Here is a 25,713-nt window from a genome sequence, read left to right as displayed (position 1 = left end):
GCCTCGAGTCGGAGGCTCCGGCGGACGCGCTCGCAGCGGTCACCGCCCCTCTCCGCCGCCGAGGCGGACATCGCGGAGGGCGTGGACGGTGACATGGGGTGGCTGATCCGGGGTGAGCTCCCGGCCCGCCGGGTGCACGGCGTCGAGCGGGCCCTGCCCGGTCTGACGCACGGCGCGGGAGTGTGGTGGTCCCGGCCGTGCGCCGACCGCCCCCTGTCCGCCACGCACAAGGGGCCGCCGCCCTAGATACCGGGGCCGTTGACCCTGGTGTAGATGAGGGCGTTACTGGTCCCGCCGGGCGAGGTCACCGTGACGGAGACCGCTCCGGCGGGCCCCGCCGGGGCGGTGGCGGTGACCCAGGTGTCGGAGACGACCGTGAAGGCGACGAGCGTGGAGTCGAAGAGCACCCCGTTCGTCAGCGTCAGACCGGTTCCGAACAGTGTCACCGTCGTCCCCGGGGTGGTCGGCCCCTGGGTGGGGGACAGCGAGGTCAGCACGGGCTGCGGCACATAGGTGAACGGCACGCCGTTGCTGGTACCGCCCGGGGTGGTCACCGTGATCTGGACCGTGCCGCTCCCGGGTGGAGCGGTGGCCGTGATCTGGGTCGCCGACACCACCGTGAATGACGTGGCGGGCGTCGCACCGAACAGCACCGACGTGGCCCCGAGGAGCCCGCTGCCGGTGAGGGTGACCGTCGTACCGCCCGCTGTCGGCCCCTGGTTGGGGACCACACTGGTCAGCGCGGGGGCCGCCAGATAGATATAGGTGACGCTGCCACTGGTGCCACCCAGGGTGGTCACCGTCACCGGCACCGCCCCGGCACTGCCGGGCGGGACGACGGCGGTGATCTGGGTGGACGACACCACGGTGAACGAGACGGCCGGCTGGAAGCCGAACGTCACCGCGGTGGCGCCGGTGAACCCGGAACCGGTCAGGGTCACCGTGTTCCCGCCGTTGACCGAACCCTGGCTGGGCGAGATCGAGGTCAGCACGGGCGCGGAGGTGTAGGTGTAGCTCACCCCGTTGCTCGTACCGCCGGGGGTGATCACGGTGATCTGCACCGTACCGGTGCCCGGGGGCGCGACGGCGCTGATCTGCGTCGGGGACCCCACGGTGAACGACGTGGCGGGCGTGGAACCGAACATCACCGCGGTGGCACCGGTGAACCCGGAACCGGTGAGGATCACCGTGTTCCCGCCGGTGGCCGGGCCCTGCGGGGGGGACACCGACGTCAGCACCGGGGCGGAGGTGTAGGTGTACGGCACCCCATTGCTGGTACCGCCCGGGGTGACCACCGTGATCTGCACCGTACCGGTACCCGCGGGCGCGACCGCCACGATCTGCGTCGCCGACACCACCGTGAACGACGTGGCCGGAGTAGAACCGAACCACACCGACGTCGCACCGGTGAACCCGGAACCCGCCAGCGTCACCGTGTTGCCACCAGCGGTCGGACCCTGATTGGGCACCGCCGACGTCAACACCGGCGCCGAGGTATAGGTGTACGGCACCCCATTGCTCGTACCCCCCGGGGTGACCACCGTGATCTGCACCGCGCCACTGCCCGCCGGAGCCACCGCCGAGATCTGCGTCGGCGACACCACCGTGAACGACGTGGCGGGGGTGGAACCGAACAAGACCGCCGTGGCGCCCGTGAACCCGGAACCGGTCAGCGTCACCGTGTTGCCGCCAGCTGCCGGACCCTGGTTCGGTGTCACCGAGGTCAGCGACGGCGCCACCACATAGCTGTAGGACACTCCGTTGCTCGTACCGCCCGGAGTGATCACCGTGACCTGGACCGTGCCACTGCCCGCCGGGACCACGGCGGTGATCTGGGTCGGTGACACCACCGTGAACGACGTGGCGTTGGTCGCGCCGAACCGCACGGCCGTGGCACCGGACAGTCCGGAGCCCGTGATCGTCACCGTGTTACCACCGGCGGTCGGGCCCTGGTTCGGTGTCACCGAGATCAGCGACGGCGCCACCACATAGGTGTAGGACACTCCGTTGCTCGTACCGCCCGGGGTGACCACGGTGATCTGGACCGTACCGGTGCCCGGGGGCGCGATGGCCACGATCTGGGTCGGGGACACCACGATGAACGACGTGGCGGGGGTGGATCCGAACATCACCGAGGTGGCGCCGGAGAGCCCGGAGCCGGTCAGCGTCACATTGTTGCCGCCACCGGTCGGGCCCTGATTGGGCACCGCCGAGGTCAGTGACGGCACCGAGATATAGGTGTACGACACCCCGTTGCTCGTACCGCCGGGGGTGATCACGGTGACCTGGACCGTACCGCCCCCCGCTGGAGCGACGGCGGTGATCTGCGTCGGCGACACCACGGTGAACGACGTGGCGTTGGTCGAGCCGAACCGCACGGCCGTGGCGCCCGACAGTCCGGAGCCCGTGATCGTCACCGTGTTACCACCGGCGCCCGGGCCCTGGTTCGGTGTCACCGAGATCAGCGACGGCGCCATCACATAGGTGTACGCCAGACCGTTGCTGGTGCCGCCCGCGGTGGTGACCGTGACCTGGACCGTGCCGCTGCCCGCAGGCGCGATGGCCACGATCTGGGTGGCCGAGACGACCAGGAAGGACGTGGCGTTGGTGGCGCCGAACCGCACCGCCGTGGCGCCGGACAGCGCCGTACCCGTGATCGTGACGGCGGTGCCGCCCGCGGCGGGGCCCTGGTTCGGCACCAGGGAGGTCAGCACGGGCGCGGGAGCGCCCACAAAGCTGAACGGCACACCGTTGCTGGTGCCGTTCGGCGTGGTGACGGTGATCTGGACCGAACCGGTCCCCGGCGGGGACACGGCCGTGATCTGGGTCGGCGACACCACCGTGAACGACGTGGCGATCGTGGTGCCGAACCGTACGGCCGTGGCCTGCTGGAAGTTGATCCCGGTCAGAGTGACGAGCGTCCCGCCGCCGGGTGCACCGGCGGCGGGGCTCACGGAGCTGATCACGGGAGGGGATGCCAAGGCCGCCGCGGGGCCGGTGTCCGCACCTGAATAGGGCATGCTCAACGTGCTTCTCCTTCGGCGGTTCGTCCCACTAGTGATCAGATACCGGGGCTGGCGAGGTAGGTGAACGGGGCCGCCGCGGCGGCACTCCCCGCCGCGTTGGTGACGGCGACGGTGGCCGGGCCGGGCTGGCCGTCCGGCGTGGGCGGGGTGACCGCGGACAGGCTGGTGGAGTTGATGACCGTGAACGGCGCCGCGACGCCGCCGAAGGTGACCGACTGGGTGGTGCCGAAGTTGGTGCCGGTGATGGTCACCGCCGTACCGCCGGAGGCCGGGCCCGAGGTCGGGGCGAAGCCGGTGACGGTGGGAACGTCCACATAGGTGTACGTCAGCCCGTTGTTGGTGCCGCCCGCGGTGGTCACGGTGACCGGGACCGAGCCCGCCCCGGTGCCGGCGGGGACCGTGACGGTGAGGGTGCTGTCGGAGACGATGGCGGGCGTGGCGTTGTTGGTGCCGAAGGCCACATTGGTCGCGGTGGACAGACCGGTGCCGTTGATGGTGAGGGTGTTGCCGCCGATCAGCGGGCCCGAACTGGCGCTCAGGGACGACTTGAAGGGCGCGCCCACATAGAAGAACTGGAGCGGGTTGCTGGTACCGCCTGGGGTGGTCACGGTCACGTCGACGACCCCGGTGCCGGAGGGCGAGGTCACGGTGACCGAGGTGGGGGTGTTCGCGGTGATGGTGGCCAGCTTGCTGCCGAAGTGCACGGCGGTGGCTCCGCCGAGGTTGGTGCCGGTGATGGTGACCGTGGTACCACCGCCGGTGGATCCCTGGCTGGGTGAGATGGGCATGACGATGTCTCCTCGATGACGGCGTCCTGGGGACGCGTTCGAAGGGGATGGTGGGCTGTGCCCGCTCGCGGTGCACCTGGCGCCCGGGACCGACGAGGGATGCGACGGCCGTCCCTTCGCCGAAGACACCGACGGGGACCTGCCGCGCACATTCAGTAATCCATCTGACGTAGTTCCCGACAAGAAGACTGACGCCACGTCACCCGAATGGCCGGGCGCGCGGCGCGGGGTGGCCGTCGTACCGGATGCGCCGGGCCCGACACCCCGCCCCGGGGCCAGGTCCGGCACGCCCCTCACCCTTTCCCGTGACCCTCCCGCCGGACGGGGTCCTTCCGCCGATACCGGGCGTATCCTCGTGCCACATGGGGGCGGAAACGGACATTCCCGTCGATGATCCCTTCGGTGGGGGCACCTGGCGGGTGCGGATCCGGAGTGCGTCCGGTGAGGTGCTGGGCGCCGGAATTCTGCTGGGCAGTGACACGGTGCTCACCTGCGCCCATGTGATCCCCGACGACGGAGGCGCCCCGCCCGCCACCCCCGTCCTGGTCGACCTGGTCGGGGTGCGTGACGCCCGCCCGGTGCCCGCACGGGTGCACGACGGCTGCTGGGTGCCCCAACTCCCCGACAGCTGCGGCGATGTGGCGCTGCTGCGGCTGAGCGCACCACAGCCCGCCGAGCACGCGGCGCCGCTCTACCGGCTGCCGCCGCTCCCCCGGCGCCCGGTGTGGATGTTCGGCTTTCCCGACGACAACCCCGCCGGTCTGTGGTTCACCGCGCGGATCGCCGGGCCCGCGGGACCGCGTTCGGAATGGGTGCAGCTCAACCCGGACTCCCCCGGGGACGTGGTGCGGCCCGGCTTCAGCGGCGCCGGGGTGCAGGACGAGACCAGCCGCCACATCATCGGCATGATCGTCAGCCGCTATGACGACTCCTGCCGGGTGCCCAGCGCGGAGCGCCGACGGCTTTCGTACATGATCCCGGTCGAGACGATCGTCCGTCATCTGCCGGGAGTGCGGCGCTGGGTGAGCGGGGACCGCGGGGTGGATCCCCCGCTGGTCTCCCGGCTCGTCGGCGGGGTGCAGGACATCGGCTTCGCGCAGCGGCTGGCGCTGTGGCTGCGGCGCGGCGGGCCGGTGGGCCGTGAGGGCATCGTCGATGTGGAGACCGTGGTGATCGCGGACGGCGACAGCGCTCGCTATGAGGCGCTGAGCCGCGCCGTGACCCTCGCCGACCGGGAGCTGCCCGGTGGCGACGGGGACGCGGTGTCGGCCGCCCCGCACGGCACCGTGCCGCCGATCGGCAGTCTGCATCTGGCCATTGACGTGAGCGGCTGGTCCGCTACCGATGTGGCCCGGCGGGTCGCGGACCGGATGGATCTGCCCGCGGACGGCGACACCTCCCCGTTCAGCCGGATCCGGGCCAACGCGGTGCCGCTGACCATCGTGGCGGTGGGCCTCGACCGGGCGGTGGACCAGGAGGCGCTGGTCCGCTTCATGCGGCTGCTCGCCGAGCGGGGCAGCAGGCTGATGCTGGTCTTCCGGGATCCCGGGGCGCCCGGACTGCTCCTCGCCGAGCGGCTGTTCCGGCCGGATCCGGCCCAGGTGGACGCCTGGCTGGAGGAGTTGGCCGCGAGCGTGGCCCACACCGGGGAGCGCGAGCGGGAAGCGGCCGGGTGCGGCGCCCGGTTCACCTCGGTGCCCGCCCCGCGCGGGCACACCTCCGCGCTGCGCCTCAACCTCCTACGGCTGCGCGCCGATCCCGAGCTGCGCTCCCACCACATCGTCGCCAAACTGGCCGCCTTCGAGCACGCGGTGCGCACCGTGGGCGCGCGGGCCGAGGCCGCGCTGCGCGCGGCGGCCGTCCAGCGGGCGGCGGTGGCGGAGTTACGGGGGCTGCTCGCGGCGTATTCGGCGATGCTCGGGGCGATGGCCGCCTCGGAGCGCGCGGAGCTGTTCCCGCTCCAGCGCGAGGCGCACGCCCGGCTGGACGCGCTGCCCTGCGATGTACCGGAGGCGCGGCGGGCCGTGGACCGCTTCGTCCGCGCCGTGCACACCCCGCCCGGGGAGCCGGAGCCGCCACCGGAGGGAGGGCCGGTATGACGGACCGGATATGCGTCCGCCCGGACTGCGGGGCCGCGGGCGGCGCCCGGATCAACTCCCGCGGCTTCTGCGCGGAGTGCGGCCGCAGGCCCCCGCCGTCTCCCCCGGCCGCGCCTCCCCCGGCCGCGCCGCCTCCGGCCCGGGTGCCCGGATCGCGCTCCCCCGGCTCGGCCGGGAGCCTGTCGTCGGAGGCGACCGCGGACACCGACCGCGCCCGGCGGAGGGACGCCGCGCGGAGGTTCAGGGTGCGCCCGGCGGGCGAGGGGCTGCTCGATCTGCCACGTGTCGAACTGCCCTCGCTGCGCGACCTGATCCTGCGCGATCCGCGTCCCCCGGCCCGCGGCCGGATCTGCGGACGGCCCGGCTGCGGGGCGACGGTGGGCGCGCCGTACGCGGGTCAGCCCGCGCTCCCGGCGGGCTACTGCCCGCGCTGCCGCCATCCGTTCGACTTCACCCCGCGGCTGCGCCCCGGGGATCTGCTGGGTGATCAGTACCGGGTGGTGGGCTGTGTCGCGTACGGCGGTCTGGGCTGGGTCTATCTCGCCGAGGACACCCAACTGGACGATCAGCCCGTCGCCATCAAGGGGCTGATCGACGACGAGGACGAGGCGGCGCTGCGGGCGGCGGTCGAGGAGCGGCGCTATCTGACCATGCTCGACCATCCCGGCATCGTCCGGATCATCAACTACGTCGCGTGGCCCGACCCCCGCAACGGCGACCGGCTGACCGGGCACATCGTGATGGAGTTCGTCGGCGGGATGACACTGGCCCAGATCAGGGACTGTGTGGCGGACGCCGTACCGCATTTCGACGGGCCGCGGCTGTATGAACACCTGCTGGCCTACGGCTGTCTGGCGCTGCGCGCGGTGGGCTATCTGCACGGCGAGAAGCTGCTCTACTGCGATCTGAAGCCCAGCAATGTGATGCACCACGAGGACCGGGTCAAGGTGATCGACCTCGGCGCGGTCCGGCGGCTCGGCCGGGACGACGGCGAACAGCCGGTCATCACCGAGCAGTTCGCCGCCCCCGAGGTCCTGGCGCGGGGGGCCGCGGCCCTCACCGAGCGCCATGACCTCTACGGCGTCGGGATGACCCTCAAGGCGCTCTCGGACAAGGCCGTCCGCGCGGCGCAGCGTCCGCCGGGCCTGGGCGCCGAGTCCTACCGCCGGGTCCTGGCCCGCGCCACCGACCCCGATCCGGCCCGGCGGTTCGGTTCCGCGGCCGAGATGTCCGAGCAGCTGTGGGGGGTGCTGCGGGAGATCCACGCACTGCGGCTGCGGCGTGAACAGCCCGAGCCGTCCACGCTGTTCGCCCCGACCGCGGCGCTGCTGGACGCGGCGCTCGGCCGGGTCCCGGGGCTGGAGCGCTGGCTCGCGGCGGATCCGCGCCCGCCGCTCGACCACGGTCCGCCCCGGCCAGAACAGGTGCCGCCGGGGCTTCCGGTGCCGTTCCCGGACGAGGCGGACCCGGGTGCCGCGCTGCTGAGGACACCGACGGAGAGCGGTCCGCGGCGGCTGATCGAGCAGCTGAGGGCGTTTCCGCGGCCGTCGGCGGAGATACGGTTCCGGATCGGCCGGGCCCATCTCGAGCTGGGCGAGGTGGACCTCGCGGACCGCGAGCTGACGGCCGCCGCGCGGATCGTCGGAGGCGCCGCCCGCCACGACTGGCGGCTGTGGTGGCACCGTGCCCTGGTGCGGCTCGCCGAGGGCCGGGTCGATGCCGCGCGGGCGGCGTTCGACACCGTCTACAGCGCACTGCCCGGGGAGTACGCGCCCAAGCTGGCGCTCGGCTACTGCGCCGAGCACCTGGGCGACCATGACGCCGCCCACCGCTTCTACGAGGCGGTGTGGGAGCGCAACCGCTCCCAGGGCAGTGCCGCCTTCGGGCTGGCCCGGCTGCGGCTCGCCGCGGGCGACCGCGGCGGCGCGGCCGACATCCTCGGCGGGGTGCCGAAGGTCTCGCGCCACCACGACGCCGCGCGGATCGCCACCGTCCGGGTGCTCGCGGGACGGCTCGGCGGCCGGGCCGGGCTGCCCACCGCCGAGGAGCTGGTGGAGGTGCTGACCCGGCTGCCGCGGCTGTATCTGGACGACGGGCGCCCCTCCGGACCCGCCCGGGAGCGGCTGACCGCCGAGGTGCTGGAGACCGCGCTCGACCTGGCGCTCACCACCGCCGGGGCGGACGGCGCCGAGCCCGGTCTGCTCTTCGGCGAGGCGGACGACGAACGGTCGGTGCGCATCCGGCTGGAGCGGACGCTGCGCCGGCTGGCCCGGCAGGCGGACAGCCCCGGGGCGCTGGAGGCGCTGGTCGACCGTGCCAACGCCATACGGCCCATGACCCGTGTCTGACAGGGAGACCGGATGAACGAACAGGCGGAGCGGGACGCGGCGGCGGAGCGGGACGCGGCGGCGGAGCGGGACGCGGCGGCCGCGCGGGACGCCGCCATCACCCTGCGGGTGCACCAGAACCCGTATCTGCCCGCCGCCGCGGGCCCCACCGAGATGCACGCCGTCATCGGCGTCGAGACCCGGGGCCTCGGCCGGGCCGCCGCCCGCGGCACCGCCTCCGAGGTCATCGTGATCGACTGCTCGGGTTCGATGAGCTGGCCGCCCACGAAGATCGCGGCGGCGCGGCGGGCCACCGCCGCCGCCGTCCAACTGCTGCGCGACGGCACCCGCTTCGCGATCGTCCAGGGCACCGAGCGGGCGGATGTGGCCTATCCGCCCGGCGGCGGGATGGCGGTCGCCGGTGCCGACACCCGGGCCGCCGCCGCCCGCGCCGCGGCCGTCCTGCCCGCCGTCGGCGGTACGGCCATCGGCAGCTGGCTCGATCTCGCCCGGCGGTTGCATCTGGAGCGGCCCGCCGCCGTCCGGCACACCCTGCTGCTCACCGACGGCCGCAACGAACACGATCCGCCCGGCCGTCTGGACCAGGTGCTGGGCGCCTGCGCCCGGCACTTCACCTGTGACGCCCGCGGGATCGGCGACGGCTGGGACGCCACCGAGCTGCGAGAGATCGTACGGCGGCTGCACGGCCGGGCGGACGCGGTGCTGGAGGACGCCGCGCTGGGCGCCGCGTTCGAGGAGGTGGTGAGCGCGTCGATGGCCAGGGCGGCGGCCGGGGTGCGGATCCGGGTGCGCACCCGCGCGGGCGGTCGCGTCGGCTTCTTCACACAGGTGCATCCCACCCGGGTGGAGCTCACCGCCGAGGGCACCCGGCCGGACGCGCGCACCTGGGAGTGGCGCGCCGACGCCTGGGGCGACGAGCTCCGCGAGTTCCATCTGTGCGTGCTGGCCGATCCGCGGGGCGATCCGGCGGACGAGGAGGTCGAACTGGCCGTGGTGGAGCTGGCGCTGGACGGCGACACCGGGCTCACCCCGCCCGAGCCCCGGTCCGTACTGGTGCGGTGGACCGACGACGTCCTGCTGTCGTCCCGTGTCGATCCCCGGCTGCTGCACTACGGCGCCGACGCCGATCTGGGCCGGGCCATCACCGCGGGCTGCGACGCCTACGAGGCGGGCGACCGGGAGGAGGCGCGGCGCCAGTGGGGGCTGGCCGTACGGCTGGCGCACCACCTGGGCGGCGGGAAGACGCTGGCGCGGCTGCGCGGTCTGGTCCATATCGACGACGCCGCCACCGGCACCGTACGGATCCGGGAGACCGTCCGCCCGCTCGACCTCAACTCCGCGATGATCGTGACGGATGAGAGCGTCCGCTTCACCGGCGCCGCGCTCCCCGGCCCCGGCGCGCCCGCCGGACCGGATGTGGACTGCCCCGGCTGCGGGCGCACCTCGCCCGGCTCCGCCGCCTTCTGCCAGCGGTGCGACACCCCGCTGCGCCCGGGGCGGCCGGGCGGGGCGCCATGAGCGGCACCCGCGCGTTCCTGGTCCGCAGGCTGACCGCGCTGCTGGTGGTCTCCGCGCTGGCCGTGACGGCGCTGCTCGGCGCGTACTACGGCGTCAGCCGCAACTCCCGGGCGGTGACCGGGCGTTCGACCCCGGCCATACTCCAGGTGGCCGCGGCCGACACCGCCCTCGAGCGCTCGTACCGTGAGGCCGAGGGCAGCCTCACCGGCTCCACGGCCGATGTGGAGGGGCTGGGCGAGGACTACCGCAAGGAGCTGTCGGCGGCCGGGCAGAGCCTGGCGCAGGCGGTGAAGAGCACCACCGGGGGCGAGGTGGCGCGGCAGTCGCTGCTCACCGTCGCCGGACTGGTCTCCTCCTACGGCGACATCATCGAGCAGGCGTATGTGCACCGCGCCAACGAGGATCTGCGCGACGCCTATCTGAGCTACGCCGAGACCATGCTGCGGCGCGCCGACGGCGGCATCCTGGAGCGGCTGGCCGGGGTGCAGCGGACCCAGCGCGCCGTCCTGGACCGGCAGACCTCGTTCGGCTGGCTGCTGTCGTTCGCCTGGTGGGTGCTGGTGCCGGTGCTCTTCCTGACCCTGGCCGGGCTGCTGGTCACCACCCAGCGCTTCGTACGGCGCCGCTTCCGGCGACTGGTCAGCCCCTGGCTGGCCGCGGCCGGCGCACTGCTGCTGGCGGTGGTGCCGCTGGCCCTGTTCACCTGGCAGACGCAGGAGCGGCTGGCCTCCGCGCGCGCCACGCTGAGCCGGGAGGACATCGGCCGCCACAGCGCCCGGACCGCCGAGGAGGTGGCGGACACCATGCGGGACACCCACTGGCGGGCCGGTGCGGTCGGCTGGATCCCGCTGGGCGGTACGGCCCTTGCCGCGTTGATCCTGGTCGGACTCCAGCCGCGGATCGACGAGTACAGGTTCCAGCCCCGATGAGCGCCGCGCCCCGCTCCCGGAGCGTGACCGCGGTCGGCTTGAGCCTGTGGCTGATCGCGCTGGCCGTGCTCGGCGCGGGCGATATGGGCGGCCGTCAGTCCCGCGGCACGGTCAGTGTGCTGGCCACCTGGACCGGGGACGAGGGCGACGCCTTCCGCGGTGTGCTGGACACCTTCAGCCGCACCCACCGGATCCATGTGGACTACCAGGGCACCACGGCGCTGCGCGAGGTGCTCTCCTCCGAGGTGGACGCGGGCACCCCGCCCGATATCGCCGTACTGCCCAGCTCCGGCGAGCTGGCCGCCTACGCCGCCGGCGGGCGGCTGATCCCGCTGGACGACGTGGTTCCGGCCCGGCCGCGGGCGGCGTACGGGCGGCTGTGGACACCCCGGGTGCGGGTGGGCGGAGCGGAGCGCACCTACGGTGTGGCGATCAAGGCGGATCTGAAGAGCATCGTCTGGTACGACACCCGGCGGCGGCCCGGGGAGCTGCCCGCGCTCGCCGCCGACGGCCGCCGCTGGTGCGTCGGGATGGGCGGGGACGCGACCTCCGGCTGGCCGGGCACCGACTGGATCGAGGACCTGCTGCTCCAGCAGCAGGGCGCGGAGGTCTATCAGCGGTGGGCGACGGGACGGCTGGCCTGGGACGATCCGCGGATGGTGCGGGCCTGGGAGAGCTGGGGTGCGCTGTTCGGGGCGGCGGACGCCGAGCGGGCGCTGATCACCGACTTCCGCGCGGCGGGCCGCGGACTGTTCGGCGGCGCCGGGCGGCCGTGCGCGCTGGAGCACCAGGGCTCGTTCATCCGGGGTGGCTACCGCCCGCCCTCCCGGGCGGACTTCGCGTTCTCCGCCGGGCTGCTGCCGGACGCCGACCGGCGGTCGACCGCCCGGGAGGTCTCCGGGGACTTCGCGGCGATGTTCGGTGACTCCCCGGAAGCGCGGGAGCTGATGCGCTATCTCGCCTCGGCCACCGCCCAGCGCGCCTGGGCCGAGCACACCGAACCGGGCCGCACCCGGCCGTTCTTCGCCAACCGCGAGGTGCCGCTCGGCGTCCAGTCCCACGACCCGGTGGCCCGGCGGATCGCCCACGCCCTGCGGGACTCGGGCGCGCTGTGCCTGGACGCCTCGGACGCGATGCCGACCCGGATGCGGCTCGCCTTCCAGCGGGCCGTCCTGGAGTACCTCAGTGACACCGGCGCGGGCCCCGCCCGGCTGCTGCGCAGTCTGGAGCGGGTCCGGGGGGAGATCCGCGGTGAGCCCGGCCGGCCGTGGCTGTCGACCGTATGCGGCTGACCGGGCGCGGCACCGCCCCGGGTCACTTCTTCGACGCGGAGTCCGACGGCTTCGACGGCTTCTTCGAAGGGTCGTCGGACGGCTTCCCAGAAGGCTTTCCGGACGGCTTCTCCGACGGCTTCCCGGACGGGGAGGCCGAGGGGGAGGCACCGGCGTCGCCGTTGGGCCCGTAGGCGTGCAGGAAGCGGTCGCGGAAGGAGCTCATCTTCCACACCGGGGTCTTCGGACCGGGCTTCAGACCGTCGTGCCAGTGCCAGTCGGAGATCCGGTCCAGCACCTTCTTGTCATGGGCGACGATCGCCACCGGTACGTCCCGGCTGGCGTTCTCCCCACTGACCCGGGCGAGCGGCTGGTGGTCGCCGAGGAAGACCAGCACGGTGTTCTTGTTGCCGTACTTCAGTACGTAGTCGATCAGGCTGTTGACCGAGTACTGGACGGAGCGCCCGTACTCGGTGCGCACCTGGGTGGAGTCGGTGAAGACGTCCTTGGGGTCCTTGCCCGCCTCCTCGATGGGCTTGTAGACCGAGCCGTCGCCGACCTTGTTCCAGGGGATCGTCTTGGGGATGGGCGCCCAGGGCTGGTGGCTGGAGGTCAGGATGATCTCCGACATCAGCGGCTTGCTGTGCTTCTTGCCGTGCTCCAGCCGCTCGAAGGCGCTCAGCGCGTACTGGTCGGGCATGGTGGACCAGCTGAACTTCGGCCCCTGGTAGCCCATCTCCCGCGAGTCGTAGACGTTGTCCAGACCGTAGAACTTGGCCTCCGGCCAGCCCTTGGTGACCCCCGGCATGATGCCCACCGTCCGCCAGGCGCCGGTGCGCTTGAAGGCGCGGGTCAGACTCAGATGGTCGCCCGCGGTGACGGTGCGGTAGCGGTTCTGGTTGTCGATCCACAGCCCGGACAGAAAGGTGGAGTGGCCGAGCCAGCTGCTGCCGCCGTAGGTCGCGGAGGTGAGCCAGCCGCTCTTGGCCGCGAAACCGGCCTTGTTCAGCCGCTCGGTCTGCCGGTCGAGCACCTTGCCGACGCCGGGCGCGATCAGCGGGTCCTCGATGGCGGCGCGGCCGTAGCTCTCGATGAAGGTGAACATGACGTCCTTGCCGCGCAGCCCGGTCAGCAGCTGGTCACCCGGAGTGCTGCCATAGGCGTCGATCTTGGCTTCCTTGGCGAACTTCCGCTCGTCCTCCAGGGTCTTGCCCACCCGCTCGGCGCGGTCCTTGACGCGTGCGACGGTGGTGCGGGACGCGAAGGCCTGGCCTCCGGCCGACTGCACCCCGAACGCCGCGCAGACCACCCACACGGTGCCGAGCACCAGGGTGCCCCGGGTCGCCACCGCGCTGTTGCGGGCCATGACATTGCTGAGCCGGACGACCGCCAGCGCCATCAGGACGATCAGCAGCACCGCGAGCACCACCGCACCGATCGAGGCGACGGTGGTGGCCGTCGGACCGAGCGAGTCCTTCATATACGACTGGGCGTCGTCCAGCAGGATCCAGTCGAGCACCACGTTGAACCCGCGGCCGAGGAACTCGTTGAAGCCGATGTCCAGGATGTTCAGGATGGTCAGCGCGCCGAGGACCGCCCCGCCCAGCGCCGCCAGCACCCGCCGGGGCAACGGCGGCAGAAGCAGCAGCAGGGCCGCGCCGAAGATCGCCTCCACGGGTATCCGGAGGAAGGTCTCGAGGGTGAGCCGGGGCAGGGTGCTCGGCATCAGGAGGGCGAAGAACACCAGCCCCGCCGACAGCCCGGTGACCGTCCAGGCCACGGTCCGTGCCAGGGCCGGATACCGCTGCCGCCAGCCGCCGGTATCCGGCCGCCGCGGCCGGGCACCGACGGTGTCCTCCGCGGCGCCGTCCTGGTCGGCGGAGGTGGTCTCGTCAGTCGTGGGCCGCTGACGAGAGCGCGAGAAGAGCGGCAGCATGCCGTAGGTCCTTCCGTGCGGAGCCCGGGGTGGCACGGCGGACCAGGCACGGGAGGTCGGGACCGCCGTTATCCGTTACGGCCCGGCGGCGGTCCGCGTTCAACGTCCCGGGCCTACGGTGCCATCTCTTCCGGACAGGGGGTGCCACGCGGCAGCTGGTACTTGCCCGCTATCCGGTACGTACCGGCGCGCGGGGCGTGCAGCACGGTCCACTCGTCCTCCGGCTGCCCCTCCGCACCGGGCTGGAGCTGCTTGGTCAGACAGCCCTCGCGGTTCACCGGCAGCGTCTCCTCGCTGTCCGCCTTCGGAGCGTGGACGCCGCGCCCCTCCTCGTCCACCAGGCCCAGCCACGGCGAGTACGGGATACGGATCAGCACCGGGCCCCGGGCGCGCACCTTCAGCACCAGCTGCTCGGCGCCCGCGCGCTGCACGGAGGCCGGCGGGTCGGCGATCTGGGTGGGGTCCTTGACCTCGTACAGCTTCCAGTTGGCGTCCGACCAGACCTCCCGCAGATACGGCAGATCGGTGGCGAGCAGCGCCGCCTCCTGCTCGGCCGCGGTGTCCGGGTCGTCGGCGGGCAGCACCACGAAGTGCACCGCCCAGCGCTTGAGCCACCCGTGGTAGCTGTCGGCGGACAGGGTGTCGTCGTAGAACAGCGGATTGCGGTCCAGATCCCGCTGCCGGTTCCAGCCGCGGGCCAGGTTGACGTACGGGGCGAGCGCCGAGGACTCGCGGTGGCTGCGCACCGGGACCACCTCGACCCTGCCCCGGTCGGCCTTCTCCCGCTTCAGGGTGTCGACCAGCGGGGCCAGCTCACGGGCCCAGGACGCGGAGGGGGTGGTGTGGATGACATCGTCACCGGTCTTGATCCCCTGCCATATCGTGACGGTGGCCAGGGCCAGCGCCAGCGCCATCCACCGGCGGCCCGCGCCGGTCGAGCGCAGCTCGGCCCGCGGCGGCTTGCGCAGCGCGGGCAGCACGGCGATCAGCACCACACCGCCGAAGATCATGCCGAGCCGGGAGATGTTGGTGCCGACCTGCGACGGGATCAGCCAGGTGAGGATCACGCCGACGGAGTAGAACCCGGCGCCGACCCGAACGGTCGTCCACGTCTTGGGCGCGCACAGACAGATGGTGGTACCGGTGATCAGCGGCAGGATCACCGAGCCGATCCCCATCGGCTGCTCACCGGAGAACGGGAACAGCCAGGCGGACAGGCCCACCACGATCACCGGGGTGATCCCGAGCGCGTACGCGGCCGGGCGCCGCTTGGTCAGCCACAGCGCGGCGGCCACTATCCCCACGAACAGCCCGGCCACCGGGCTGGACATGGTCGACAGCGCGGCCAGCACGGCGGCCAGCAGGAACCGCCCGGTCCGGTGGTGCCAGCGCCGGGACCGCCACTTCGCGGGCCAGGCGAAGATCACGGCCACCGCGGCGAGTCCGAACATGGCGCCGAGCCCGAAGGTCACCCGGCCCGAGATCGCGTTGCAGGTCAGCGCGAACGCGCCGTACAGGGCGGGCCACAGCGGGCGGCGCACGGCACGGCTGCGCACCAGCAGCAGGGCCAGCAGCCCCGCCGACAGCGTCCCGGCGATCATCATCGTCGAGCGGACGCCGAGGATCGCCATCAGATACGGCGAGATGACGCTGTACGACACCGGGTGCATCCCGCCGTACCAGGCCAGGTTGTACGCCGAGTCCGGGTGCTGGAGCGCGAACTCCGCCCAGGCGTCCTGCGCGGCGAGGTCACCGCCGCTGTTGGCGAGCAGCGCCACCCACAGCAGGTGCAGCAGCGCGGCGACGGCCAGGGCGGCGGGCACCGGATGGCACAGGGCACGCCAGGCCCGTCTGAACGGTCCGCTCGGAGCGGGGCCCCCGCCATCACCTCCCGTCCGCTGCCCGTCCGGTTCGGCTGGCCAGCGCTGCGCGGGTACGCGTATTCGCGCGGCGGTGCTCTCCTCCGAGCTTCCGCCGTTGTCGGCCCGTGTCGGATCCACGGTGGTCACTGTGGCTCTCCCCGTCTTCCCCCGAGGTCTGCCCCCATCGTCTTTCAACCCTGTACCGGCTACCCCGGGTTCGTCACGGCGGGTACGGGCCGGGGACGGAGCGACGCTAGCACGCGCGGCGTGCGGTGAACCGCCTCGGGCCCCCGGCGCGCGTCCCGCGCCGGGGCCGGTCGCCTGCCCCCGGACTACCCCGCCCGTCAGGTGATACGGGTCAGTTTCGAGCCGAACGACGGCTCGGAGAGGTCGCCCTGGAGCGCCACCGGCGCCTTGAGCCGCCCCGGACCGGTGCCGACGGTGAGCTCGCCGACGACCGTGCCCGCCTTGGCCGAGTGCGGAACGCTCTTGCCGCCGTCGGTCAGCTTCAGGTCCACCGTCAGCCCGGACCAGCCGACCGCCGTGAGGTCCTTGGTGGCGACGACCGGTGTCGTGCCGCCGACGCCGTCGTCCACATGACCGACGACATCGCCCTTCTTCACCACCGTGGCCGAGGTGAGGCCGTTCTGCAACGCGGTGATGAGCTTGTAACTGTTGGTCTGCACGAGCTGGAGGCTCTCGTCCAGGGTGCCGCCGCTGCGCTGTTTCAGCACCACACCCAGGATCCGCTGCTTCTTGCCCGCGATGGTCTTCTCGGCGCCCCACATCAGCGCGCCGCCGGCCGGGGTGCTGGAACCGGTCTTGATACCGATCACACCCGGCTTCACCAGCAGATTGTTGTTGTTGTAGATCCGGTCGTCGAGACCGGGGATCTGGGCGTTGGGGGTGGCCACCACGGAGCGGAACGCATCGGACTGCATGGCCGCCTTGGCCAGCTTCAGCTGGTCCTCGGCGGTGCTCTTGGTCGTGGCCTTCAGACCGCTGGGGTCGGTGTAGGTGGTGTTCTTCATGCCCAGGTCCTTGGCCGCATCATTCATCTTCTTGACGAAGGCGTCCAGGGTTTTGGCGTCCCAGCGGGCCAGCAGCCGGGCGATGTTGTTGCTGGAGTTGATCAGCAGCAGCTGGAGCAGCTGGTGCTGGGTGAAGGTCTGCCCCTCCTTGACCGACGCACGCGACTCGTCGGAGGAACCGGACTCATCCGCGGCCGTCTTGTCGATCTTGATGGGCGGGCCCTCCGCGTCGGCCTTCAGCGGATGCTCCTTGAGCACCACGTAGGCCGTCATCACCTTGGTGACACTGGCGATCGGCACCGGCTTCTGCGCACCCGAGGTGCCCAGACTGCCCACGCCCTCGACCTCGACGGCGGACTGGCCCTGGCCGGGCCAGGGCATGGAGAGCTTGCCGCCCTTGAAGGAGTAGGTGGCGTCGGCGGTGAGCTTCAACGCCGGTTCCGGCAGCGGCCGCACGGCCTGGGCCACGCCCACGACGATCACGAGCAGCAGGACCAGCGGCGTCCAGATCTTGACCCGGCGCACCATCGTGCGCATCGGAGTCACGGGCTTGGGCGGCGTATTGGTCAGCTGTGCCAGCAGATCGAGCGGTGCGGGCTGCTTCCCGTCGGGCGTCTGGGGCGGCAGCGGCTGCTGCTTGGTCCGCTCGGCCTCGGGAAGCGCGGGCGCCTTCGAAGAGCCGTCGGCGGGCTTGGCGGACGGCTCTTCGGCGGGCGCGGGCGGGCTCGCGGGCGCGGCGGGCTTGGCGGCCGGTGCGTCGGCCGAGCGGAGCGGTACGAACTTGCTGGTCCGCTCGTTCACGGACTCGGCCGCGGGCTTCTTGGTGCCGGGCTTGTCGGTGCCGGGCCTGTCGGTGCCGGGCCTGTCGGTGCTGAGCGCCTTGAAGGCCGTGGTCGGCTGGTCGACGCGCTTCCCGCCGCCCTCGCCGTCCTTGTCCTTGGCGTCCTTGGCGTCCTTGGCGTCCTTACCCTTGGCGCCCTTGCCCTTGGCCGGGAGTACGCCGAAGGCGGCCGTGGCCCGGTCGACGGGCTGATCCTCGTCGTCCCCGGCCTCGTCCTTGGCCTCGTCCTCGTCCTCGGGGTCCGCCTTGGCCTCGGCCTTGGCGGCGGAGGTGGACTTCAGGGTGCGGAACACCGCGGTCCGCTGGTCGACCGACGGCGCGGAGGGCTTGTCGTCGGCCGCGTCGGCGCTGTCATCGGCATCCGCGCCGGAGTCCCCGTCGGCGTCCGCATCGGACTCCGCGTCCGCATCCGTGTCCGTGTTGGCGACCCAGGCCGCCACCGCTTGACGCAGCCGGGCGTCGCGCTCCTCGGGAGCCGCATCGACGGCAGCCGCTTTGCCGGAATCATCCGATTTGCCGGATTCGCCTTCCGGCTTTGCGCTCTCCTGGTCGGCCGCACCGGCCTTGGGCCGGGTCGGCAGCCCCGAAGCCGTGGCCCCGGCTTCCGCTTCGGGCTCCGGCTCGGACTCCGGCGACGGTTCCTCCGCGGAGCTGTCACCTTCACCGGATTCGCCATCGCGAACGTCGTCCGCCTCGGCGTCATCGGCGTCTTCGCCGTCCGCACCGTCCGCCGAGGCATCCGGCCGCTTGGATTCCGCTTCAGGTTCCGCTTCGGCGTCCGAGGAGTCCTCGGCGCCTTCCGCGCCCTCCGCGCCTTCCGCGTCCGTCGCCGTGCGGAAGACCGCCGTCGCCCGGTCCGCCTCCGGCGAACCGGTCTCCTCGGGAGCCGCCTCGGACTCGGCCTCCGGGCTCCCGGACGCGACGGCGACCGCCGACGCTCCCCCGGCGGCCTCGCCTTCCCGGAAGACCGCGAGCCGCGGATCGCGTTCTCCCCGAGCCGACTCCCCCGACGACTTCTGCTGCTCCGACTTGCCGGGGGACTCGCCCGCCACCGATGCCTCCTCGTACGTCGCGCGGGACGTCCGGCGCCTCCCTGGCGCCGCGTCCCGCGACTCAACCTCTACCAGTGTCCTGTGTGTCCGGCGCGCAGCCGCGCAGCGGCACCGCCGGAGACGGCTTCAGGGGGCCGCCCACCTGCTAGACGAGAACGACATACCTACTGGTTCCCACTTAAATCCCCCAGGCACTCTCGACAGACCAATGTGAGAGGGGTCACCCTGTCATTCATCCACGCGGGGAGGCATGGATGGGCAGGAGCCGCAGAACAATTCCGGAGGAGCTTCTGCTGCTCGCTTTGGACCCGACCACGGGTACCACGGCGCAGCCGCAGTCGCTCGACCTGGGTCTGGCCGGAGCGCAGCTAGTAGAGCTGGCTCTGGCCGGACGGATAGCCCCTGACGGGGATCGTATCGCCGTGGTGCTGCCACGGCCGACCGGAGATCCGACTCTGGACTCCGCACTGGAGCTGTTGCGCCGTCGCGGCAGCCCGGTTCGGGCCGTCCACTGGATCGGCGGGCCCCGACTGGGGCTGCGCCAGACGTACCTCACGCACCTGGAGCGTTGCGGCATGGTGCATGCCGTGGCGGGCCAGATGTGCGGGGTGCTGCCGACCACTCGCTACCAGGCGACGGACACGGCGATCAGCCGGGAGATCAGGAACCGGCTGGACAACGCGATCCGCACCGGCGTACCGCCGGACCCGCGGACCGCCGCGCTTGCCGCCCTGGCCCACGCGGTCGGGCTGGGCAAGCACCTGTACCCCGGGAACGAGGGGCGCTCCTCGCGCTCCAGGCTCCGGGATCTGATCCGGCACGACCCGATGGGCGGGCTCGTGGCGCACGCCGTGATGGACGTGCAGAACGGTGTCGCGGCGCAGCCACGGCGCGCACCGGCCGCGGGCAGGCAGCCCGGGGCACCGGCCGCGGAGCCCGCGGCCGGCGTTCCGGCCCAGCCGTCCCGTCGCGCGGGCATGGCCCGCGTCGGAGCGCGCTGACGCCTCTCGGGGCACCCCGGCGCGCCCGGACCCACCAGCAGGGCGGTGGGCGCCGTTCCCGGCACCACCGGGGCGTTCCCGGCATGTCCGGGGCGTTTCCCGGCACCACCGGGGCGTCGAGTGACAACCGCACGACATCGAGCGACACCGAGCACCACATCCGCTCCACCGACCGCACCGCAGTCCCCACCGACCGGTTCGGGAGCCGCTGAAGCGCGCGGGGTGGTGGGACGGCCGACCCGGACGACGGCCGTCCCACCACCCCGCGCGTGCGTTCGCACGCCCTTGTGAAGCCATTTCCCAGCGCGGCCCCGGCCGGTAGTGGCAGGCTGAGCAGCACAAATCAGCGCTATGAAGCCGGAGGTGCACGTCCCGTGACATCGAACGTCGGCCCCACTGTCAGGCGACGCCGGTTGGGGCAGGAGCTGCGCAGACTCCGCCAGGAGAAGGGCATGACGGCGGAGGAGGTGGCGGAGGAGCTGATGGTCTCCCAGTCGAAGATCAGCAGACTGGAGAACGGACGGCGCAGCATCAGCCAGCGCGATGTGCGCGACCTCTGCCGGACCTACAAGGTCGAGGACAAAGCGCTGGTCGATTCCCTGATGCAAATGGCCAAGGAGTCGCGCCAGCAGGGTTGGTGGAACGCCTTCGGTGACGTTCCGTACAGCGTCTATATCGGATTCGAGACGGACGCGGCCTCGCTGCGGGTCTACGAACCGCAGGTGCTGCCCGGTCTGTTGCAGACGCCGGACTACGCGGAGGCGGTGATCAGCGGCGCGCTGCCGGAGGTGCCGCAGGAGCATGTCGCCCAGCGGGTACAGGTCCGGCTGCGGCGGCAGGAGCGCATCACCGATCCGCTGGCGCCGCTGCGGCTGTGGGTCGTGGTGGACGAGGCGGCGATGCGGCGGGTGGTCGGGAGTCCGAAGGTCATGAGCGACCAGCTGGACTATCTGGTGCGGATGAGCCATGAGCCGCATGTGACCGTGCAGGCGCTGCCGTTCGGAATGGGCTCCCATCCCGGGATGAGCGGGCAGTTCACCATTCTCGAGTTCTCCGACGAGTCGGACACCAGCGTGGTCTATCTCGAGGGGGTGACCAGCGACCTCTATCTGGAGAAACTCAGCGACGTGCAGAGCTACAGCATGATGTACGAGCATCTGCGCGCCCAGGCGCTCAATGTGGAACAGAGCCGTCAGTTCATCAGCGACGTGGCCCGGGATCACGCGCGTCAGCACGGGGAGGGCTGACAACGCGGCTCCGAGCGGTTGAAGCGAGCGGAGGTTACACCTCCGCACCGCACCGAGGAAGGGGCCAGGGGAATATGCCATCCGGTCGAGTGAACGGCCCCCTGCGCCAACGATGTTGCCGAGTAACGTCGGTCTCGCCTCCAAACACGGGGCGCACTTCCTCAACAAAACGCATCGGAGCAACCGTGTCCATTCAGCAGGGCATTCAGCAGGGAAAGACGAGTATGTGGGTGAAGTCCTCGTACTCCGCAGGAAACGGCGCGTGCGTGGAAATCTCCTCCCCGGTCATGGACGAGATCGCCGTGCGCGACTCCAAGGATCCGCAGGGGCCGACGCTCGGCTTCGCCCCCGCGTCATGGTCGGCCTTTGTGTCCGACGTCCGTCGGGGCGCCTTCGACCTCGGCTGACCCCCGTTTCGCACGGCCGCGGTAGAGCGGTCGGCGGTGCGGATCCACGTATTGCCTCCGAGCCCTCTCGACCGGCCGCCGTCCCTGCCGAGAGGGCTCGTGGCATTTCCGGTTTCAGCGGAGCTGTTCGACGAATCGGTCCGTACCGGGGATCGTGGGAATGAACGGCGCCACGAATTCCACCCGGCCGAGCCCGGAGTCCGCGACCTCGCCGTCGAGGCCGGTCAGACAACTCTCCCAGCATTCCCGTGGATCACGTTCCAGGAACCAGAGCAGGGTCAGTCGGGTGTCGACGCCCTCGACCTGTTTCACATACGACATCCGGTCGCCCGGCAGCGGGGTCGGCCGGAACACGATGACCATCGCGGCGGAGGAGCCCGCCAGCCGTCGCGGAAGATGGCGGGAGCCGAGCCAGTCGAGCAGTTCCGCGCGCCGCTCGGGGCCGTCGGTGTCGATGACCTCCAGGACCAGCCCGGCGTAGGGGTGGTCCAGGGCATGGTGATCGCGCGGACCGGCCGCGCCGTCCCGGTAGACGGTGAGCTCATGGTCCTGGAAAGCGGTGAACACATGGGTGCGCTCGCGGTGCACCCGGCCATCGCGGTTCAGCCGTTTGTTGATCGCCACGGTCCACCGCATATGTTCCGCATAGCGCCCCTCGGTGATCCAGTAGACGCTGAGGTAGCAGCCCGCGGTGACGGGCCGGGCCACCGCCGACCGCTCCGGATAGCGCAGCAGCTGGAGATCGCGGGTGGCCACCCAACGGCGCCCGGCGAAGATCCACGGCATCGCCATCGCGCCCGCGATGAAGTGGTCGTCCTCGTACCAGCGGTTGTAGGCGTACTCATGGCCCGGATGCGGTTCGACCAAGGTGATCAGGGCGTGTCCGGGGCGTGTTCCGTACGGGCCGGTGGCGGCCAGTTCCGCGTACCGGTCGGCTTCGGTGCCGGGATCGCTGGCTTCGCTTCTCATCCTCCCAGCTTTAGCTGACGTTACGTCAGTTGGCGAGGGGTGTGGCAGCCGCGTTCCCTTCCGCCGGACTCTGGCCTTCTCCGGACGGCAGCTCTAATCTGACGCACCGTCAGAGCTCGGAGCCATGTCCGGCCCCCCAGGAGGTACGCCATGCTGCTGCGCGGCAAGACCGTGGTCGTCTCCGGAGTCGGCCCGGGCCTCGGACACCAGGTGGCCGCGGCGGCCCTCCGCGACGGCGCCAACGCGGTGCTCGGCGCCCGCACCGAGGAGCGGCTGTCCCGGGCCGCCGCGGAGCTCGACCCGGACGGCGCGCACACCGCCTGGCGGGCCACCGACATCGCGGACGAGGACCAGTGCGAGGCCCTGGCCGCCCTGGCCGTCGAGCGGTTCGGCGGTATCGACGCCGTGGTCCAGGTGGCCGCGCTGGACAGCCACTTCGGCGGTCTGGAGGACGCGGACTTCGCCGCCTGGACCCGGGTCGTGGACATCAATCTGCTCGGCACCCTCCGGATGACCCGGGCCTGTCTGCCCGCGCTCAAACGGCAGGGCGGCGCGGTCGTCCTGATCGGCACCCAGTCGTCGGTCGCGGCCCCCAGCGAGGTGCGCCAGACCGCGTACGCCGCCTCCAAGGGCGCGCTGGTCTCGGCCATGTACGGGCTGGCGCGTGAACTGGGCCCGCACCGGATCAGGGTCAACACCGTCCAGCCGGGCTGGATGTGGGGACCCCCGGTCCAGGGCTATGTCTCCCTCGCGGCGCGCTCCGAGGGCGTGTCCGAGGACGCGGTACGGGACCGGCTCGCACACCGGATGGCCCTTCCCGAACTGGCGACGGACGGCGAGGTGGCGGAGGCCGTGGTGTTTCTGGCCTCCGACCGGGCACGTGCGATCACCGGGCAGTCCTTGCTGGTCAACGCCGGTGAGCTGATGCGTTAGTCGACGCGTCAGGTCTCGGGCCCCACCGCCGGGCGCCCGCCCCCGCCCGGCGCCTGGGCCGCCAGGGCCGCGAGGACCAGTTCGAGGGCGTCCTCGAAGGAACTCTCGGCCAGGATGTCCAGCTCGTCGCGGACCGACGCCAGCACCGGATACTCGGCGGCGTCGACCGACCGGTAGGCCAGGGGTGACGCCCACCGGTCCGTCTCCCGCTGGGCGGCGGGCAGCGCCAGGGTCGCCGCGTCCAGGGCGGCATGGCCGAGCACGGTGTCCACGAAGGCCAGATAGAGCCGCAGGGCGCGGGCTGGGGGAAAGCCCGCTCCCAGCAGGATGCCCACCCCGGTCTCGACCGAGTGGAACTCGTTCTCCCTGCGGGTGACCCGGTACGAGGCCAGCGCGGCGGCCCGCGGATGGGCGAGATAGCCGTCCCGCACCCGCCGTCCCATCTCGCGCAGCGAGGCCACCCAGTCCGGGCCCGGAACGAAGCCCCGCATCGAATCGCCGATGATCCGGTCCGCGACCGCCAGCAGCAGATCATCTGTGTTGCGGAAGTAGCGGTAGACCGCGCTCGGATCACAGCCCAGGGCCGCCCCGAGACGGCGCACGCTCAGCGCCTCGGGGCCGTGCTCACCGATCAGCCGCAGCGCGCAGTCGACGATCAGCTCGGCGGACAGCAGCGTGCCCGACCGGGTGGGCCGACGGCGTCTGCGCTGGTGGGGGACGCGTTCATCCGCTGCGTCGGTCATCGTGGGCCCCTCTCCGCGGTTGCCGCCCCGCTCTCACCTCTGCTGTCGTTCTGGGCAGTGAAAGCCTCCCGACTTCTTATGTCAACACCATTGACGCAACTTGGCGCCCGTTGTTCCATGCGTGGCACCCGTACGGCTCTTCCCCGTTCCCCAGCCCTCCGTGAGGAGCCCGTCATGTCCCGAACTCCCCCCGAGATGCGCCGCTCGCTCGGCGTCATCGACGGCGTCGCCATCGCCGCGTCCAGTACGGCCGCCACCACCAGCATCGCCATCGGTATGGGCACCCTCGCCCTGACCGTCGGTCTCCAGGCCCCGATCCTGCTTCTGCTCGCCTTCCTTCCCGTCCTCGGCATCGCCTGCGCCTACGCCCGGCTCAACAAGTCCGAGCCCAACTGCGGCAGCGGCTATACATGGGTCGGCACCTCACTGGGGCCCTGGCCCGGGTTCCTCACCGGGTGGGTCAATGTCGTCGGGGTGATCATCTTTCTCGCGTACACCAGCGCGGTGACCGGATCGGTGATCCTCCAGTTCGCCAACAAGGCGCATCTCAACAGCGTCGCCGGGATCACCCTGGATCCCAACTCGACCGCCGTGACCACCGTCGTGGGTCTTGTGGTGCTCACCGGGGTCACCGTCATGGCGGTCAGCGGGGTGCGCAGCGCCACCCGTCTCCAGGCGTGGCTGCTGGTCTTCGAATACGCGGTGCTGCTGTTCTTCTGTGGCTGGGCGCTGATCACCGGTGAGCACTCGATATCGCTCTCCTGGTTCAACCCGTTCGCGATCGAGAGCGGTGAGGCGTTCGCCCAGGGTCTGGTGCTGGCCGTGTTCTTCTTCTGGGGCTGGGACGCGGCGTTCAGCATCACCGAGGAGACCAAGGAGGTCGGCCACTCGGCGCGCGGCGGCTTCATCGCGCTCTTCGCCATGCTGGGGCTCTTCATCTTCGCCTCGGTCGCGTTCCAGCGGGAGATGAGCCTGTCCGAGCTGATCGAGAACGGTCCGCAGGGCTTCACCTACCTCGGCGCGAAGCTGGCGGACGAGCCCTGGGCCAGTCTGCCGCTGCTCGCCCTGATGTTCTCGGCCGTGGCCTCCGTCCAGTCCTCCGTGATCCCGACCGCCCGCGGACTGCTGGCCATGGGCCGGGACCGGACGATGGGACAGGTGTGGACCCGGATCCACCCCCGCCACGGCACCCCGGCCGCCGGCACCGTCCTGGTGATGGCCATCTCCACCGGCGTCGCCCTGCTCGCCCTGGCCATCCCCAAGCTCAACGACATGATCCTGGCCGCGGTCAACTCCATCGGCCTGGTCGTCGCCCTCTACTACGGCCTGACGGCGCTCGCCTGCGCCGTGCGCTTCCGCTCCTCGACGCGCCGGGGGATGCGCGAGGCGGTGCTCGCGGTCGGGGTGCCGGCGGCGTCCGGGGCGGCCCTGCTCGGGATCGGCGGCTACCTCGGCTACTCGTATCTGACCAGCGCAGACCATTTCGAACTCGACCCGGACAACGGCTGGTTCATGTTCTCCCTGCCCTGCGCGATCGTGGCCAGCGGACTGGTCATGGCCGCGTGGGCGAAGTACCGGCGGCGCTCGCCGTACTTCGTCACCGGGCGCGGTACCGACGGCGACCTGCTGCGACTGCCGATGGACCAGCCGGCCCGCACCGCGCCCGAGACCCCCGCCCCCTGAGCCCTCTTTCCCGACCCGTCCGACCAACC

General features: G+C 71.9%; 18 protein-coding genes. 10 read left to right on the top strand and 8 right to left on the bottom strand.

What is annotated here, in order from left to right; all coding sequences use genetic code 11:
• Nucleotides 1–39: 39 nt before the first annotated feature.
• The 3 genes from AB0C66_RS01570 to AB0C66_RS01560 all read right to left on the bottom strand — a co-directional run bounded on the left by AB0C66_RS01570 (nucleotide 40) and on the right by AB0C66_RS01560 (nucleotide 3,814).
• Nucleotides 40–171, bottom strand: coding sequence for a hypothetical protein (locus AB0C66_RS01570; protein ID WP_362431428.1), 132 nt, complete (start codon nucleotides 169–171; stop codon nucleotides 40–42).
• Between the two features lie 71 nt (nucleotides 172–242).
• Nucleotides 243–2,966, bottom strand: a complete 2,724-nt coding sequence (locus AB0C66_RS01565) for an IPT/TIG domain-containing protein (protein WP_362431426.1) — start codon at nucleotides 2,964–2,966, stop codon at nucleotides 243–245.
• A 95-nt stretch (nucleotides 2,967–3,061) separates the two neighbouring features.
• The gene (locus AB0C66_RS01560) at nucleotides 3,062–3,814 is read right to left on the bottom strand and encodes an IPT/TIG domain-containing protein (protein WP_362431423.1); all 753 of its coding nucleotides are present in this window, start codon (nucleotides 3,812–3,814) and stop codon (nucleotides 3,062–3,064) included.
• A 362-nt stretch (nucleotides 3,815–4,176) separates the two neighbouring features.
• On the opposite strand from AB0C66_RS01560, the gene AB0C66_RS01555 reads away from it, so the two are divergent.
• The 5 genes from AB0C66_RS01555 to AB0C66_RS01535 are packed head-to-tail and all read left to right on the top strand — an operon-like array spanning nucleotide 4,177 to nucleotide 12,000.
• Nucleotides 4,177–5,913 (top strand): serine protease, encoded by a 1,737-nt coding sequence (locus AB0C66_RS01555; protein ID WP_362431420.1) that lies wholly within the window; start codon nucleotides 4,177–4,179, stop codon nucleotides 5,911–5,913.
• On the top strand, nucleotides 5,910–8,261 hold the full coding sequence (locus AB0C66_RS01550; RefSeq protein ID WP_362431417.1) for a tetratricopeptide repeat protein: 2,352 nt from the start codon (nucleotides 5,910–5,912) through the stop codon (nucleotides 8,259–8,261). The genes AB0C66_RS01555 and AB0C66_RS01550 overlap by 4 nt, the downstream gene beginning before the upstream one ends.
• A 12-nt stretch (nucleotides 8,262–8,273) precedes the next feature.
• Entirely contained in the window at nucleotides 8,274–9,779 is a 1,506-nt protein-coding gene (locus tag AB0C66_RS01545) for a VWA domain-containing protein (RefSeq protein WP_362431414.1), read from the top strand.
• On the top strand, nucleotides 9,776–10,708 hold the full coding sequence (locus tag AB0C66_RS01540) for a hypothetical protein (RefSeq protein WP_362431411.1): 933 nt from the start codon (nucleotides 9,776–9,778) through the stop codon (nucleotides 10,706–10,708). Before AB0C66_RS01545 ends, AB0C66_RS01540 begins: the two co-directional genes overlap by 4 nt.
• On the top strand, nucleotides 10,705–12,000 hold the full coding sequence (locus AB0C66_RS01535) for an extracellular solute-binding protein (RefSeq protein ID WP_362431409.1): 1,296 nt from the start codon (nucleotides 10,705–10,707) through the stop codon (nucleotides 11,998–12,000). Before AB0C66_RS01540 ends, AB0C66_RS01535 begins: the two co-directional genes overlap by 4 nt.
• Nucleotides 12,001–12,022: 22 nt before the next feature.
• Here AB0C66_RS01535 and AB0C66_RS01530 read toward each other — a convergent pair whose 3' ends face one another.
• The 3 genes from AB0C66_RS01530 to AB0C66_RS01520 all read right to left on the bottom strand — a co-directional run bounded on the left by AB0C66_RS01530 (nucleotide 12,023) and on the right by AB0C66_RS01520 (nucleotide 18,701).
• A complete protein-coding gene (locus tag AB0C66_RS01530) occupies nucleotides 12,023–13,915 on the bottom strand; it encodes a sulfatase (protein WP_362431407.1) in 1,893 nt (630 codons plus the stop codon).
• A 113-nt stretch (nucleotides 13,916–14,028) separates the two neighbouring features.
• Complete coding sequence (locus AB0C66_RS01525) at nucleotides 14,029–15,924, bottom strand: MFS transporter (protein WP_362431405.1); 1,896 nt, start codon at nucleotides 15,922–15,924, stop codon at nucleotides 14,029–14,031.
• A gap of 197 nt (nucleotides 15,925–16,121) precedes the next feature.
• Complete coding sequence (locus AB0C66_RS01520) at nucleotides 16,122–18,701, bottom strand: D-alanyl-D-alanine carboxypeptidase (RefSeq protein WP_362431402.1); 2,580 nt, start codon at nucleotides 18,699–18,701, stop codon at nucleotides 16,122–16,124.
• Between the two features lie 254 nt (nucleotides 18,702–18,955).
• Between AB0C66_RS01520 and AB0C66_RS01515 the strand changes: the two genes are divergently transcribed.
• The 3 genes from AB0C66_RS01515 (at nucleotide 18,956) to AB0C66_RS01505 (ending at nucleotide 21,356) form a co-directional block, all read left to right on the top strand.
• Complete coding sequence (locus tag AB0C66_RS01515; protein WP_362431399.1) at nucleotides 18,956–19,702, top strand: GPP34 family phosphoprotein; 747 nt, start codon at nucleotides 18,956–18,958, stop codon at nucleotides 19,700–19,702.
• A gap of 374 nt (nucleotides 19,703–20,076) precedes the next feature.
• A complete protein-coding gene (locus AB0C66_RS01510) occupies nucleotides 20,077–20,949 on the top strand; it encodes a helix-turn-helix transcriptional regulator (RefSeq protein WP_362431396.1) in 873 nt (290 codons plus the stop codon).
• A gap of 224 nt (nucleotides 20,950–21,173) precedes the next feature.
• Nucleotides 21,174–21,356: a DUF397 domain-containing protein gene (locus AB0C66_RS01505; protein ID WP_362433282.1), complete on the top strand. Its 183-nt coding sequence runs from the start codon at nucleotides 21,174–21,176 to the stop codon at nucleotides 21,354–21,356.
• Nucleotides 21,357–21,470: 114 nt separating this feature from the next.
• On the opposite strand, the gene AB0C66_RS01500 is transcribed toward AB0C66_RS01505, so the two are convergent.
• A complete protein-coding gene (locus tag AB0C66_RS01500; RefSeq protein WP_362431393.1) occupies nucleotides 21,471–22,325 on the bottom strand; it encodes a hypothetical protein in 855 nt (284 codons plus the stop codon).
• A gap of 150 nt (nucleotides 22,326–22,475) precedes the next feature.
• Between AB0C66_RS01500 and AB0C66_RS01495 the strand changes: the two genes are divergently transcribed.
• Nucleotides 22,476–23,258 carry an SDR family oxidoreductase gene (locus AB0C66_RS01495; RefSeq protein WP_362431390.1) on the top strand — a complete coding sequence of 261 codons (783 nt, stop codon included), beginning with the start codon at nucleotides 22,476–22,478 and terminating at the stop codon, nucleotides 23,256–23,258.
• 8 nt (nucleotides 23,259–23,266) lie between these two features.
• Here AB0C66_RS01495 and AB0C66_RS01490 read toward each other — a convergent pair whose 3' ends face one another.
• On the bottom strand, nucleotides 23,267–24,001 hold the full coding sequence (locus AB0C66_RS01490) for a TetR/AcrR family transcriptional regulator (protein ID WP_362431387.1): 735 nt from the start codon (nucleotides 23,999–24,001) through the stop codon (nucleotides 23,267–23,269).
• A gap of 174 nt (nucleotides 24,002–24,175) precedes the next feature.
• Here AB0C66_RS01490 and AB0C66_RS01485 point away from each other — a divergent pair, with 174 nt between their 5' ends.
• Nucleotides 24,176–25,684, top strand: coding sequence for an APC family permease (locus AB0C66_RS01485; RefSeq protein WP_362431384.1), 1,509 nt, complete (start codon nucleotides 24,176–24,178; stop codon nucleotides 25,682–25,684).
• Nucleotides 25,685–25,713: the final 29 nt, after the last annotated feature.

Origin of the sequence: Streptomyces sp. NPDC048636 (assembly GCF_040650655.1) — a bacterium.
Lineage (GTDB): Bacteria > Actinomycetota > Actinomycetes > Streptomycetales > Streptomycetaceae > Streptomyces.
The sequence above is the reverse complement of the archived record's forward strand: the minus strand, read 5'-3'. Positions and strand labels throughout refer to the sequence as shown.

Excerpts from the sequence above, each read along its gene's own strand:
- AB0C66_RS01560 (WP_362431423.1), bottom strand. The coding sequence starts at position 3,814 with ATGCCCATCTCACCCAGCCAGGGATCCACCGGCGGTGGTACCACGGTC.
- AB0C66_RS01555 (WP_362431420.1), top strand. The coding sequence starts at position 4,177 with ATGGGGGCGGAAACGGACATTCCCGTCGATGATCCCTTCGGTGGGGGC.
- AB0C66_RS01550 (WP_362431417.1), top strand. The coding sequence starts at position 5,910 with ATGACGGACCGGATATGCGTCCGCCCGGACTGCGGGGCCGCGGGCGGC.
- AB0C66_RS01545 (WP_362431414.1), top strand. The coding sequence starts at position 8,274 with ATGAACGAACAGGCGGAGCGGGACGCGGCGGCGGAGCGGGACGCGGCG.
- AB0C66_RS01540 (WP_362431411.1), top strand. The coding sequence starts at position 9,776 with ATGAGCGGCACCCGCGCGTTCCTGGTCCGCAGGCTGACCGCGCTGCTG.
- AB0C66_RS01535 (WP_362431409.1), top strand. The coding sequence starts at position 10,705 with ATGAGCGCCGCGCCCCGCTCCCGGAGCGTGACCGCGGTCGGCTTGAGC.
- AB0C66_RS01530 (WP_362431407.1), bottom strand. The coding sequence starts at position 13,915 with ATGCTGCCGCTCTTCTCGCGCTCTCGTCAGCGGCCCACGACTGACGAG.
- AB0C66_RS01515 (WP_362431399.1), top strand. The coding sequence starts at position 18,956 with ATGGGCAGGAGCCGCAGAACAATTCCGGAGGAGCTTCTGCTGCTCGCT.
- AB0C66_RS01505 (WP_362433282.1), top strand. The coding sequence starts at position 21,174 with ATGTGGGTGAAGTCCTCGTACTCCGCAGGAAACGGCGCGTGCGTGGAA.
- AB0C66_RS01500 (WP_362431393.1), bottom strand. The coding sequence starts at position 22,325 with ATGAGAAGCGAAGCCAGCGATCCCGGCACCGAAGCCGACCGGTACGCG.
- AB0C66_RS01495 (WP_362431390.1), top strand. The coding sequence starts at position 22,476 with ATGCTGCTGCGCGGCAAGACCGTGGTCGTCTCCGGAGTCGGCCCGGGC.
- AB0C66_RS01490 (WP_362431387.1), bottom strand. The coding sequence starts at position 24,001 with ATGACCGACGCAGCGGATGAACGCGTCCCCCACCAGCGCAGACGCCGT.
- AB0C66_RS01485 (WP_362431384.1), top strand. The coding sequence starts at position 24,176 with ATGTCCCGAACTCCCCCCGAGATGCGCCGCTCGCTCGGCGTCATCGAC.